The organism is Bradyrhizobium sp. BR13661 (assembly GCF_029892425.1).
Classification (GTDB): domain Bacteria; phylum Pseudomonadota; class Alphaproteobacteria; order Rhizobiales; family Xanthobacteraceae; genus Bradyrhizobium.
This window is the reverse complement of sequence record NZ_JARXWB010000005.1, coordinates 224350-236878: the sequence shown is the minus strand read 5'-3', so window position 1 is coordinate 236878 and position 12529 is coordinate 224350. Positions and strand designations below refer to the sequence as shown.

The window sequence follows — 12529 nt, the reverse complement described above, 5'->3', positions numbered from 1 at the left end:
AGAGTCTAACGCGCCGCCACCTTCGACGGCGCTTTCGCCTCTGTCCGTCCCGCCGTCAGCGCCATCGTCGCGACGCTGACGACGCGCTCGACCACGTCCTCGACGTCGTCGAGGTTGCATTTTCCTTCCGACAGTTTGGTCAGGCGCTCGCTCTCGCGGATGGTGTGGTGTGCCATCGCCAGCGCGAAATTCAGGCCCCAATAGATATCGACATCGCTGCGGTCGGGCAGGGATCGGCGCATTGCGCCCGCGAATTTGCGCAAATGGTCGATCTCGCGGTTCTTGATGCGACGGATCGGCGGCACGGATTCGATCGAGGCGCGGATCATGAAGCGCGCCGCGGTGGAGCGCTGGTTCTCTGGGCCGAGGCAGCCGCGCAAGGTCGGGCCGACGAGCGCGCGCAAAATCACCTCGATCGGCGCGCGGCCACCGCCCGCTTCCTCGGCTGTCTTCAGTTCGCGCAGGCGCTCGCGATTGGTCGCGATCGAGCGGGTGACAAATAATTCCGCGATCAGCTCGTCCTTCGAGCCGAAATGATAATTCACCGCAGCGAGATTGACGTTGGCCTCGGCGACGATGTCGCGCAGCGTGACGTCGCCGAAGCCGCGATCGGCGTAGAGCCGTTCGGCGGCGGCGAGAATGGCAGACCTCGTGTGATCGCTGGGCATGGGCGGCTCTCCCCGAGGGAGTTGCAATTCAAACAGTTGTATGAAACTATCGTTTGAAGGTCGGGAAAAGTCAATCCGCATGATGGAATTGCGCCGCCAATCGAGCGGCGCCGGTTCCACAGCCCGCGATCCGCCTGATGGCGCTTGCGGGCCGCGAGTTGCGGGAGGACAGTCCGGCGCAAAACAGGCTTTCAAAGCGAAACCGAGGAGCGTCCCATGGACTTCGATATGTCGCCCAAGCAGAAGGAATGGCTCGACCGCGTGCAGTCCTTCATGAACAAGCACGTGCGTCCGGCGGTGCCGATCTATAACGAGCAGGACAAGAGCGGCGACCGCTGGAAGGTCATCCCGGTCCTGGAAGACCTCAAGAAGAAGGCGAAGGCCGAAGGCCTCTGGAACATGTTCATGCCTCCGAGCGAGCATGAGGATGATGAATTCCGCGGTGCGGGATTGACCAATCTGGAATACGCGCTGCTGTCGGAAGAGATGGGCCACATCTCCTGGGCCTCGGAAGTGTTCAACTGCTCCGCGCCCGACACCGGCAACATGGAAGTGTTCATCCGCTATGGCTCCAAGGAGCAGAAGCGCAAATGGCTGCGTCCGCTGATGGACGGCGAGATCCGCTCGGCGTTCCTGATGACGGAACCGGCGGTCGCCTCGTCCGACGCCACCAACATCGAGACCCGCATCGAGAAGGACGGCGATCACTACGTCATCAACGGCCGCAAATGGTGGTCGTCCGGCGTCGGCGATCCCCGCTGCAAGATCGCGATCCTGATGGGCAAGACCGATTTCAACGCCGCCAAGCACCAGCAGCAGTCGCAGATCCTGGTTCCGCTCGACACGCCAGGCATCAAGGTCGAGAAGATGCTCCCCGTGTTCGGCTTCGATGACGCGCCGCATGGTCACGCCCAGGTGCTGCTCGAGAACGTGCGCGTGCCGAAGGAGAACATCCTGTTAGGGGAGGGCCGCGGCTTCGAGATCGCGCAGGGCCGTCTGGGACCTGGCCGTATTCACCACTGCATGCGCACCATCGGCAAGGCCGAGGAAGCGCTGGAGAAGATGGTGAAGCGGCTGATGTCGCGCACCGCCTTCGGCAAGAAGATCGTCGAGCATAGCGTGTGGGAGCAGCGCATCGGCGAAGCCCGCACCAACATCGAGATGACGCGTCTCTTGTGCCTGAAGGCGGCCGACATGATGGACAAGGTCGGCAACAAGACCGCGCAGGCCGAGATCGCCATGATCAAGGTCGCAGCGCCCAACATGGCGCTGAAGATCATCGACGAGGCGATCCAGGCTTTTGGCGGCGCGGGCGTCTCGGATGAGGCAGGTCTTGCCAAGGATTATGCCGGCATCCGCACGCTGCGTCTCGCCGACGGTCCCGACGAGGTGCACAATCGCGCCATTGCAAGGTTGGAAGTTCGGAAGTATGCCAACTCTCCCAAGCATTAATTGGGAGAGCCGGGACGCGCTCCCGACTTGAAGAAGCGAGCCAGCATGATCCAATGGCGGTGACCGCTTGACGCAAGTGCGCCAGCGGTTACCGATTAGGATCATGTTCGGACCGAAGAGGGAGCGTCACCGTGGCTGACGGCGTCAGGAAAGACGAAGAATTCTCGGGCACCAAGCCGGTCGAGGAGCGTCATCGCTTCGACGAGCTCAGGCTTGAGGCCTGGATGCGCGAGCACGTCGAAGGCTTCGAAGGCCCGCTGGTCGTCCTCCAGTTCAAGGGCGGCCAGTCCAATCCGACCTACCGGCTCAACACACCGAAGCGCTCTTATGTGATGCGCCGTAAACCGTTCGGCAAATTGCTGCCGTCGGCGCACGCAGTTGATCGCGAATATCGCGTCATTGCAGCTCTCGGAAAGCAGGGTTTTCCGGTCGCGCACGCCTATGCGCTGTGCCAGGACGACAGCGTTATCGGCGCGGCCTTCTACATCATGTCGATGGAAGAGGGGCGGGTGTTCTGGGATCCGACGCTGCCGAGCCAGGATGGCGACGCGCGCCGAAAAATCTTCACCAGCAAGATCGAGACGCTGGCGAAACTTCATATGTACGATCCGGTTGCGATCGGTCTTGGCGACTTCGGCAAGCCCGGCAACTATTTCGCGCGCCAGATCGATCGCTGGACCAAGCAGTACCGCGCCTCCGAAACGCAGCACATTCCGGAGTTCGAGAAGGTCGCCGAATGGCTGCCGCGGACCGTGCCGGAGCAGGCGCGCGTCTCGATCGTCCACGGCGACTACCGTCTCGACAACATGATTTTCCATCCGACAGAACCACGCGTGCTGGCCGTGCTCGATTGGGAGCTGTCGACGCTCGGCGATCCCATGGCCGACTTCACCTATCTGCTGATGCAGTGGGTCATGCCGGGGCTCGAAGGCGCCGACCTCAAGGCGCTCAACATCCCGAGCGTGGAAGAGGCCGCGCAGATCTATTGCAACGTCACCAGCATGACGGTGCCTGATCTCAACTGGTACTTCGCCTACAACCTGTTCCGCCTTGCGGGCATCACGCAAGGAATCGCCGGCCGCGTCCGCGACGGCACTGCCGCCAACGCCAAGGCGCTGGAGTCAGCCAAGCGCACCGTGCCGCTGTCAAAGGCGTCATGGGAGTACGCGCAGAAGGCCGGCGCGGTGTAGGAGAGAGGGCGCGCCTTTCTTCTTTGGTGCGCCAGTCTTTTGCTGTCTCGCACGTTCTCGTGTCCCGGACGCGGTGCAGCACGAAGTGCTGCTCCGCAGAGCCGGGACCCAGTCACGTCGCCAGAGTATTCAGCTCGTTCGTAAGATCGCGCCAATCCGGATTGAGCCCCTCGATCAGCTTGAGCTTCCAAGCGCGACGCCAGCGCTTCAGCGAATGTTCACGAGAGCGTGCCTCGAGTATCGACTCGTAAGTCTCGAAATGGACTAGCAGAGTTACGTCGTATTGCTTGGTAAAGCCGGGGACGAGCTTGGCCTTGTGCGCGCTTATTCGACGGGGAAGATCGTTTGTCACTCCAATGTAGAGAGTGCCGTTTCGTTTGCTCGCCAGGATGTAAACGAAGAAGGGCATGCCTGTGCAATCAGCTGTTAGCAAAGTCTCGACTTAAGATTGCACAACCGAACGCCGTCGCCAAGCGTTCTGGGTCCCGGCTCAGCGGAGCGTCACTTCGTGCCGCACCGCGTCCGGGACACGCGACCGGATTTTGCGACGTCCCTATTCCCACCGTCGGTCGATTGACCCGCGCACTCGTGCCCCGGACGCGCTGCAACGCGTAGCGTTGCTGCGCAGAGCCCGGGCCCAGTCTACCCCTTCGCGCAATGCGCGATCAGCTTCTCCACAAACCCCGCGCATTTCTCCAGTTCGGCCATCTCGACGAACTCATCCGGCGTGTGCGCCTGCGCGATCGAGCCCGGTCCAATGACCACGGACGGGATGTCCGCCATGCTGGTGAACAGGCTCGCCTCTGTCCCGAAGGCGACCTTGGCGTGGTCGTTGCGGCCGGCGAGTTGCTTGGCCAGCGTGACGATGGCGGCGTCGGCCCTGGTGTCGAGGGCGGGGTAGTCGAGGATCTCCTCGAAATCGATGCCGCATTCCGGGCTCTTCGCCTTCATCGCGGGCTCGAGCTCGGCCTTGGCCCAGGCGACGACCGCATCCGTCACCTCGCGCGACTCGGTGATGCCGATGCCGCGGCATTCGAAGTCCACGGTGCACGTATCAGGCACGATGTTCAGTGCCGCGCCGCCGTGCACGATGCTGGTGAGCAGCGTCGAATGCGGCACGTCGTAGAGACTGTTGCGCTCGACCTCGGCCGCGAGCTTCACCGCGCGGCGGCGAATCTCGGTGATCATCTCGGCGGCGTATTCGATCGCATTGACACCGTCAGGCGCGATCGAGGAGTGGCGGGCGAGTCCGTGGAAGGTGGCGCGCACGCCGTGCTTGCCCTTGTGGCCGATGATGACCTTCATTTCGGTCGGTTCGCCGATGAAGGCGCCGAGCAGTCGCACTTTCTTCTTGGCGACCTCGGCAAGCATCGGCCGCACGCCGATGCAGCCGATCTCCTCGTCATAGGAGATGGCCAGATGAATCGGCGTCGTCAGCTTCGCCTCCAGCATCTCCGGCACCATGGCGAGGCATACCGCGACAAAACCCTTCATGTCGGTGGTGCCGCGGCCGTAGAGCTTGCCGTCGCGCTCAATCAGCTTGAACGGATCGTGGCTCCAGTCCTGGCCCACGACCGGCACCACGTCGGTGTGGCCCGACAGGACGTAGCCCGGCCGATCGTCAGGGCCGATCGTCACCCACAGCGAAGCTTTCTCGCCGGTCTCGTCGGTGATGCGTTCGCCCTTGACGCCGAGAGCGGCGAGAAAGCGCTCGATATGGGCGATCAGGGGCAGGTTGGTACGGTCGCTGATCGTGTCGAAGGCAACGAGCTCGGCAAGCATGTTGCGGATGCGATCGGGACGAGAGCTCGGGAAGATCTGATTTGGCATTGTCACTTCTTGTCGGGGATTGCAGAGGCTGGGTTGGTTGCATGAACCATACCAACCCGGTGGCCTGCCGGAAAGCTCGGGGACCACACCGGCGTTTGGTGTCATCTCAGCGCAGGGCGGAGAGATCCGACGGCAGCATGCGCTTGAACAGGTCGAGCATCCGGCGTGCATCCGCTGATGGCAGCGAGATGGCATGCCGGACCGCGGCGGCAATCTGGATCATCGCCAATTGCGAGAAGGCGGTGAGGGCAGGGGCGGACTGCTTCGGTGCGACGCGATGCAGCGCATCGCGCAACAGGCCGGCGAGAAAGGCGACGTCTTCCTCGTCGATGCTCTGAAGTGTCCGGTCGGCTTGCGTCGCCTGCCAGATGTGATGCATCACCGGGTGATCGCGGAACATCTGGTAGTAGCCGTCGGTGATGCGGCTGAGCGCCGCATGGAGGTCCGAGAGCTTCTTCATCTCGGCGAGGTCGCGTTGCACACACTCCCGGCCGATGGCGTTGCAGCGCTCGGCGAGCGTTCCGATCACCGCGCTCTTGTCCGGAAAATATTGATAGAGTGAACCGAAGGCGATCCCGGTGCTCTCGACGATGTCGCTCATCCGGAAGGCGTCGCTGCCTTTTTCCATCAAGATCTCGCTCGCAGCGCTCAGGATGCGATCGAAACGCTCCCGGCTGCGTTCCTGCGTCGGCACCAGCGGCGTGCGCCGTTCGGTCGCCCGCGTCGCTTTGCCCGCCCTGATCTTCCGTTCCGGCATCGTGGTCCCCGCCCTCTGCGCTTGACGCCAGAGATAAGAGAGTTTATCGCTTTTATCAAATACGAGATTTTATCGTATTTAACGGAGATGCGTCGTGCGGCAGCTTTTCACGACCGGATTGCTGTGGTTCTCAGCCCTGGGCTGCGGCGTCATGGCGGGCGTCTATTTCGCCTTCTCGACTTTCATCATGACCTCGCTCGGCCGGCTCGATCAGGCGGTCGGCATCGCGGCGATGAACGCGATCAATGTTGACATCGTGCGCTCGCTGTTCATGCCGTTATTCCTCGGCACGACGGTGGCGGGCGCGGCGCTGGTGGTGATGGGTGCGTTGCGCTTCAGCGAGCCGGGAGCGGTCAGCATGATCGCGGGCGGCGGTCTCTACGTGATCGGCATGTTCGTGGTGACTGTCGTGTTCAACGTGCCGCTGAACAATGCACTTGCCGCCGTGCAGCCGTCGGCGCCAGAGGCGAGTGCGGTGTGGGTGGCGTATCTAAAGGATTGGGTGTTCTGGAACCATGTGCGGACGGTGGCGTCGGTGGTGGCGAGTGCGCTGTTTATCGCCGCGCTCGCCGCGTAGCCGGTCTCGTAGGGCGGATTAGCGAAGCGTAATCCGCCTCTTCTGTTTCCACGGTGAGAGACATAGCGGATTACGCCTTCGGCTGATCCGCCCTACGCACGACGCCTCCACAACAACTTGCGTTGCCTGACGGGCAAAACACGCCACCCATCGGTCAATCCGGCGGCTCGAAAATATTCCGCTTTACCGAAATTCGGAAACGGCGTATGTGTTTCGGCAACCCGGCCCAAGGAAGAGGGGCGTATCGCGATCGTCACGAACGCGGGCCGGACGGCGGTGGACGCAGGCCACATCGGCGCGATCAGGTTTTGCAGGGCGGGCGACCGTGAGCGAGATCACCGCGCAAACGACCGGTGTGATCTGCGTACGGCAAAATCGTGTGGTCCTGGCGCCCGGAGCCTGTGCGCCAAGCCTTGTGGTGATGTGCAATGTCCAACCGGGCGTGCACATCAGCCATCCGCAAGGCGACGGGGGCAATAGTGCATCGCTCCCCGGGGAGATCACGACATAAGCCGTCAACCCACTGCGCAGGGAAGGCCGGATGTTTCGGCTACACCTGTATGCCGCTGTGCAGCCTCTTGTAGCGCAATCTTCGCACAGTGGACCGCGGGTGCCAGTCGGGCACCCGGTCTTCCCTGCACCCTCTTTCATTTGAGGGTAAGGCCACAGCAAAGCTCGGGCGAGATGCGCCGCGAGGATGACCAGCTATGTCTGTCGTTGAAAAAGGTCTCGTGCCCCGGACGCAGCGCAGCGCTCCTTCAGCGGTGCGCTGCAGAGCCGGGGCCCATGCATCAGCGCACCGCGCCGCCCACTGGGTCCCGGCTCTGCGCAGCAACGCTTGCGCGCTGCAGCGCGTCCGGGACACGAGCGTCTCGTTAAACCGGCTTGCCCGCATACGGCATCGATGCCGTGAGGCCGCCATCCACCGGGAATGCCTGGCCATTCACATACGACGCTTCGTCGCTGGCCAGGAACAATCCCATCGCGGCGAGCTCGTGCGGCTGGCCTGGACGCTTCAGCGGATTGAGCTGGCCGATCTTGTCCTGGGTGCCGCGCTCCTTGGCGCGGTCGAAGATCGGCTTGGTCATGCCTGTTTCGATCAGGCCCGGGCAGACCGCATTGATGCGCACGCCGGTGCCGGTGAGCGAATAGGCCGTGGTCTGCACCAGAGAGATCACGCCGGCCTTGCTCGCCGCGTAGGGATGTCCGCTCGCGCCGGCCTTGAGACCCGCAACCGATGCGGTCAGCACGATCGCACCGGATTGTTGCTTCACCATGTGCGGCATCGCGTGCTTCACCGCGAGGAACGGACCGATCAGATTGACGCGCAGCACTTCCTGCCAATGCTCCACGGTCTGCTCGCCGAGCGGGACGAGCCCGCCGGAGATGCCGGCATTGGCCCAGATCACGTCGAGCCTGCCATGCGTCTTCACCGCCTTGTCGATGACCGCCATGACGTCCTTCTCGGAGCCGGCGTCGGCGAGCATCGCTTCCGCGACGCCGCCCGCCTTCTTGATTTCCTCGACGGTTTCCTTCACCGCCTCGCTGCGATCGACCGCGATCAGCCTGGCGCCTTCCTTGGTGAAGAGATGTGCAGCCGCACGGCCGATGCCGCTGCCGGCGCCGGTGATGATGACGGATTTGCCTTGCAGACGGCCCATGCGTTTCTCCCTTTGGTATTCGCGCGACGCTTGCCGCGCGACGGAATTTCAAACAGAATTTGAAACAGTAAAGTGTCTTGAGACACGTTCGCTACTCACGTACAGCGACATCACACGGGATGGAAGGGTTTCGATGGCAGCCGCAGACAAGCCTGATGTGGTCACGACACGGTGGTGGTGGGTTCGTCACGCGCCGGTGCGAAATGACGGCGGCAACATCTACGGCCAGACCGATCTTCCCTGCGACACCAGTGACACCTATGTGTTCAACGCCGTTGCCAAGGTGCTGCCGCGAAATGCGGTCTGGTATTCGAGCAATCTCAAGCGCACGCATCAGACCGCCGAGGCGATCTGGGAGGCTGGCTATCCGCGTCCTGCGTCGATGCCATGGGAAGCGGATCTCGCCGAGCAGAATCTCGGCCGTTGGCAAGGGATGAACCGCGCCGCGTTCATCGCGAGCCGTCCGGTTGGCTCGAGCTGGTTCGCCGACATCAACGAGCCGGCGCCGGGCGGCGAAAGCTTCATGGACCTTTATAATCGCGCGCGCCGGGTCATCGAGCGGATTAATAACGACTCCGCCGGGCAGGACATCGTCGCGGTTGCGCATGGCGGCACCATTAGGGCTGCGATCGGCCTCGCGCTCGATGGCCAGGTCGAGAAGGCGTTGTCGTTCGACATCGACAACGTCTCGATCACGCGGCTCGACTATTTCGCAAGCCCCGATCGCTCGGTTTGGCGGTTGCCGATGGTGAACCAGCAGCCGTGGATCGCCGATGACGCGCATGCGGAGATGCATCAGCCGGCGGGACCGGAAGTCAAGAAGCTGGCCTGAGGCCATTGTCCGCTCGCAGGAGCGCGGCGTAAGCTTCAAGCCAAATCAAATCGTACTCTGGGAGAGAAACATGACCTTGTTCGACATGAAGGGCAAAGTAGCCGTCATCACCGGTTCGACGCGCGGGATCGGGCTCGCGATCGCAGAGCGCATGGCCGAGCACGGCGCGAAGGTCGTGATCTCCTCGCGCAAGGCCGACGTCTGCGAAGAAGTTGCCAAGGGCATCAACGACAAATTCGGTAAGGGCACTGCGGTGGCGATCGCCGCCAACATCTCGTCGAAGGAAAATCTGCAGAACCTCGTCGACGAGAGCAACCGCGCCTTCGGCAAGATCGACGTGCTGGTCTGCAACGCCGCGTCGAATCCGTATTATGGTCCGCTCGCCGGCATCTCCGACGATCAGTTCCGCAAGATTCTCGACAACAACATCGTCGCCAACAACTGGCTGATCTCGATGGTGGTCCCGCAGATGATCGAGCGCAAGGACGGCTCTGTCATCATCGTCTCCTCGATCGGCGGCCTGAAGGGCTCGACCATCCTCGGTGCCTACGCGATCTCCAAGGCCGCCGACATGCAGCTCGCGCGCAACCTCGCCTGCGAATACGGCAAGCACAACATCCGCGTGAACTGCATCGCACCCGGCCTGATCAAGACCGATTTTGCGAAAGCGCTGTGGGACAATCCTGAGAACCTGAAGGCGTCGACCGCGCGCTCGCCGCTCCTGCGCATCGGCATCCCCGACGAGATCGCGGGTGCTGCCGTGTTCCTGGGGTCCAAGGCGGGCGACTTCATGACCGGCCAGACCATGGTCATCGACGGCGGCGCGACGATCAGCTGACGCTCTCGTGTCCCGGACGCGGCGCAGCGTGTAACGCTGCTCCGCAGAGCCGGGACCCAGAAGGCGACGCTCGAGATAGCGGACACATGGGCCCCGGCTCTGCAACGCACCGCTACGCGCTGCGTTGCGTCCGGGGCACGAGAGCGGAGGTCAATCCACCGCCGCGTAGACCAGATCCCTTACCAGCGTCCGCGTAAAGTCACGTTGTCCCGGGCCCTGGGTCATGAACACCGTGAACAGATCCTCCTTCGGATCGATCCAGAAGAACGTGCCGGCGATGCCGCTCCAGAAATAATTGCCGACGCTGCCGGGGAAGGGCGCGATGCCGGCTTCGCGGCGGACGGCGAAGCCGAGACCAAAACCGTGGCCGGGCGACAGCAGCGTGCCGTTGGTTTTCACCTCGGGCCCGAGGTGGTCGGACGCCATCAGCTCCAGCGTCTTGCGGCCGATGATCCTGACGCCGTCGAGCGTACCGCCATTGCGCAGCATCAGCGCGAAGCGGGCATAGTCCATCGTGGTCGAAACCAGGCCGCCGCCGCCGGATTCCATCACCGGCTGCTCGAGCATGTTGAACAGCGCGACCTTGTCGCCGGTCCAGGGATCGGCTTCGAACGGCTGGGCCAGCCTGCCGGCATTGGCCTCGGAGGTCGAGAAGCCGGTCTCGCTCATCTGCAAGGGCGCGAGGATGCGCTCGGTGAGGAACGTGCCGAGCGATTTGCCGCTGACGACCTCGATGATGCGGCCGAGAATGTCGGTGGAGCGGCTGTAGTTGAACTCGTCGCCGGGGTGGCAGACCAGCGGGAAGCTCGCGACCAGCGCGGCGTGCTCGGCATTGCTGATCTTGCGGCTGCGGACGCGGGACTCCTGGTAGAGCTTGTGCACGGGGCCGTCGCCCTGGTGCTCATAGGTCAGACCCGACGTGTGGCGAAGCAGGTCCTGCACCGTCATCGGCCGTTTGGCCGGAACCAGTTCCAGCCTGCCGCCGCTGACCACGCCGACCTTCTGGTCGGCAAATTCCGGAATGAACTTGGCAACGGGATCGCCGAGGAGGAGGTGGCCGTCCTCGACCAGCGCCATGATGCCGACCGAGACGATCGGCTTGGTCATCGAGAAGATCCGGAAGATCGAATCAAGCGCCATGGCCGGGCCCGTGGGGCCCTGCTTGCCGAGCGCCTCGAACCAGCCGACCTGGCCGCCTCTGGCCACCAGCACGGTCACCCCGGGAACGGTTCCCTTGTCGATCTCGCGCTTGAACGCATCCGACATCGCCTGCAGGCGCGGCCGCGACAGGCCCAGCGTCTCCGGCTTGGCCTCGGGCAAAGGCGGGGTTTTCGGCGCGATCGAGGGGCGAGGGGCGGCGGTGGCGGTCATGTTCACTCCCGGGGCACATTATTGTCGGAAACGAAGATTGGCCCAGAAGCCGCCGCTTGAACAAGCGAAGCCAGCGCGCTTCACCCTTGCAATCCGTCCTTGCAATCCGGCCGTCCCTTGTGCTTGAAAGCGCGCCTGATCCGGCGGCGACGCGAGGGTCCGTAGGAGTGTAGCTCAATTGGTAGAGCACCGGTCTCCAAAACCGGGGGTCGCAGGTTCGAGCCCTGCCACTCCTGCCAGCTAATCCCGACATTCAGGATCGACAGGCAGGACGATGACGGGCTGAATAGCTCGGGCGCTGGGTCATGGGGATTGGGTAAGCCCTTGATCCGCATCGCCTCCGCGAGCCGGGCCCGGATGCATTCCGGTCCGGCCGCACCTTGACCTTTGGCCCCATCCGCAGTAGATACCCCGCACTCGCAGCCGGCCCGTTGAGATGCGGATATCCGGCGCGGCTTTGAAATCCCCCGAACATCAGAGCCCGGTTTTCCGGCTCATCCTTCGAGACAGAGGGCTGGGCCACATCAGGCTGTTCGGATCCCTGAAATCCTTAATGGCGTCTCAAACGATGGCAGTCAGCCCGTTCAAGTTCTTGCAGGAAGTGCGCTCGGAGACAGCCAAGGTCACCTGGCCGACCCGTCGTGAGACCACGATCACCACCATCATGGTGTTCGTGATGGTCGCCGTGGCCTCGATCTTCTTCTTCGCCGCCGACCAGATCATCCGTTACCTCATCACCTTCCTTTTGGGCATTCACTGATGGCAACAGCCGCCGCAACCCAATCGTCCGACAAGCGCTGGTATATCGTCCACGCCTATTCGAACTTCGAGAAGAAGGTCGCCGAATCGATCCGCGAGCAGGCCAAGCAGCGCGGTCTCGAGGAGCTGTTCGAGCTGGTGCTGGTTCCGACCGAGAAGGTCACGGAAGTGCGCCGCGGCCGCAAGATCGACGCCGAGCGCAAGTTCTTCCCGGGCTACGTGCTGGTGAAGATGAAGCTGACCGACGAGGCGTTTCACCTGATCAAGAACACGCCGAAGGTGACGGGCTTCCTCGGCGCCGAGAACAAGCCGATGCCGATCTCGGAAGCCGAGGCGATGCGCATTCTGCACCAGGTGCAGGAGGGCGTGGAACGGCCGAAGGCGTCGGTGTCGTTCGAGATCGGCGAGAACGTGCGCGTGGCCGATGGCCCGTTCGCTTCGTTCTCGGGCGTGGTCGAGGAAATCGACGAGGCGCGCTCGCGCGTGAAGGTCGCCGTGTCGATCTTCGGCCGCGCAACGCCGGTCGAACTGGAATTCGGTCAGGTCGAGAAGGTCTGATCGGGTAAGGCGTGAGGCTTCGGCCTCACGCGACAA

At 63.0% G+C, this 12529-nt stretch carries 13 protein-coding genes and 1 tRNA gene; 8 read left to right on the top strand and 6 right to left on the bottom strand.

The window, feature by feature from the left end:
* Positions 1 to 5 precede the first annotated feature (5 nt).
* A complete protein-coding gene (locus M2427_RS10810; RefSeq protein ID WP_280706255.1) occupies positions 6 to 668 on the bottom strand; it encodes a TetR/AcrR family transcriptional regulator in 663 nt (220 codons plus the stop codon).
* 216 nt (positions 669 to 884) lie between these two features.
* Here M2427_RS10810 and M2427_RS10805 point away from each other — a divergent pair, with 216 nt between their 5' ends.
* Together M2427_RS10805 and M2427_RS10800 are read left to right on the top strand one after the other, a co-directional pair.
* The gene (locus M2427_RS10805; RefSeq protein ID WP_280706254.1) at positions 885 to 2120 is read left to right on the top strand and encodes an acyl-CoA dehydrogenase family protein; all 1236 of its coding nucleotides are present in this window, start codon (positions 885 to 887) and stop codon (positions 2118 to 2120) included.
* A 131-nt stretch (positions 2121 to 2251) separates the two neighbouring features.
* Positions 2252 to 3310 (top strand): phosphotransferase family protein, encoded by a 1059-nt coding sequence (locus M2427_RS10800; RefSeq protein WP_280706252.1) that lies wholly within the window; start codon positions 2252 to 2254, stop codon positions 3308 to 3310.
* Positions 3311 to 3422: 112 nt separating this feature from the next.
* Here M2427_RS10800 and M2427_RS10795 read toward each other — a convergent pair whose 3' ends face one another.
* The 3 genes from M2427_RS10795 to M2427_RS10785 form a co-directional block, all read right to left on the bottom strand.
* Positions 3423 to 3719, bottom strand: coding sequence for a GIY-YIG nuclease family protein (locus M2427_RS10795; protein WP_280706251.1), 297 nt, complete (start codon positions 3717 to 3719; stop codon positions 3423 to 3425).
* A 233-nt stretch (positions 3720 to 3952) separates the two neighbouring features.
* On the bottom strand, positions 3953 to 5140 hold the full coding sequence (gene argE / locus M2427_RS10790; protein ID WP_280706250.1) for an acetylornithine deacetylase: 1188 nt from the start codon (positions 5138 to 5140) through the stop codon (positions 3953 to 3955).
* A 106-nt stretch (positions 5141 to 5246) separates the two neighbouring features.
* Complete coding sequence (locus tag M2427_RS10785) at positions 5247 to 5897, bottom strand: TetR/AcrR family transcriptional regulator (protein ID WP_280706249.1); 651 nt, start codon at positions 5895 to 5897, stop codon at positions 5247 to 5249.
* Between the two features lie 94 nt (positions 5898 to 5991).
* On the opposite strand from M2427_RS10785, the gene M2427_RS10780 reads away from it, so the two are divergent.
* Entirely contained in the window at positions 5992 to 6474 is a 483-nt protein-coding gene (locus M2427_RS10780; protein ID WP_280706248.1) for an anthrone oxygenase family protein, read from the top strand.
* An 875-nt stretch (positions 6475 to 7349) separates the two neighbouring features.
* Here the strand turns inward: M2427_RS10780 and M2427_RS10775 are convergent.
* Entirely contained in the window at positions 7350 to 8135 is a 786-nt protein-coding gene (locus M2427_RS10775; protein WP_280706247.1) for an SDR family oxidoreductase, read from the bottom strand.
* 133 nt (positions 8136 to 8268) lie between these two features.
* Between M2427_RS10775 and M2427_RS10770 the strand changes: the two genes are divergently transcribed.
* Both M2427_RS10770 and M2427_RS10765 read left to right on the top strand, forming a co-directional pair.
* On the top strand, positions 8269 to 8967 hold the full coding sequence (locus tag M2427_RS10770) for a histidine phosphatase family protein (protein ID WP_280706246.1): 699 nt from the start codon (positions 8269 to 8271) through the stop codon (positions 8965 to 8967).
* A gap of 70 nt (positions 8968 to 9037) precedes the next feature.
* Positions 9038 to 9805: an SDR family oxidoreductase gene (locus M2427_RS10765; RefSeq protein ID WP_200293268.1), complete on the top strand. Its 768-nt coding sequence runs from the start codon at positions 9038 to 9040 to the stop codon at positions 9803 to 9805.
* Positions 9806 to 9955: 150 nt separating this feature from the next.
* On the opposite strand, the gene M2427_RS10760 is transcribed toward M2427_RS10765, so the two are convergent.
* On the bottom strand, positions 9956 to 11176 hold the full coding sequence (locus M2427_RS10760) for a serine hydrolase domain-containing protein (protein ID WP_280706244.1): 1221 nt from the start codon (positions 11174 to 11176) through the stop codon (positions 9956 to 9958).
* Positions 11177 to 11339: 163 nt separating this feature from the next.
* Here M2427_RS10760 and M2427_RS10755 point away from each other — a divergent pair.
* From M2427_RS10755 to nusG, 3 genes are all read left to right on the top strand, one after another.
* Positions 11340 to 11415: transfer RNA gene (locus M2427_RS10755), tRNA-Trp, on the top strand.
* Between the two features lie 329 nt (positions 11416 to 11744).
* On the top strand, positions 11745 to 11936 hold the full coding sequence (gene secE / locus M2427_RS10750; protein ID WP_007611620.1) for a preprotein translocase subunit SecE: 192 nt from the start codon (positions 11745 to 11747) through the stop codon (positions 11934 to 11936).
* Positions 11936 to 12493, top strand: coding sequence for a transcription termination/antitermination protein NusG (gene nusG, locus M2427_RS10745; protein ID WP_038942315.1), 558 nt, complete (start codon positions 11936 to 11938; stop codon positions 12491 to 12493). The genes secE and nusG overlap by 1 nt, the downstream gene beginning before the upstream one ends.
* Positions 12494 to 12529: the final 36 nt, after the last annotated feature.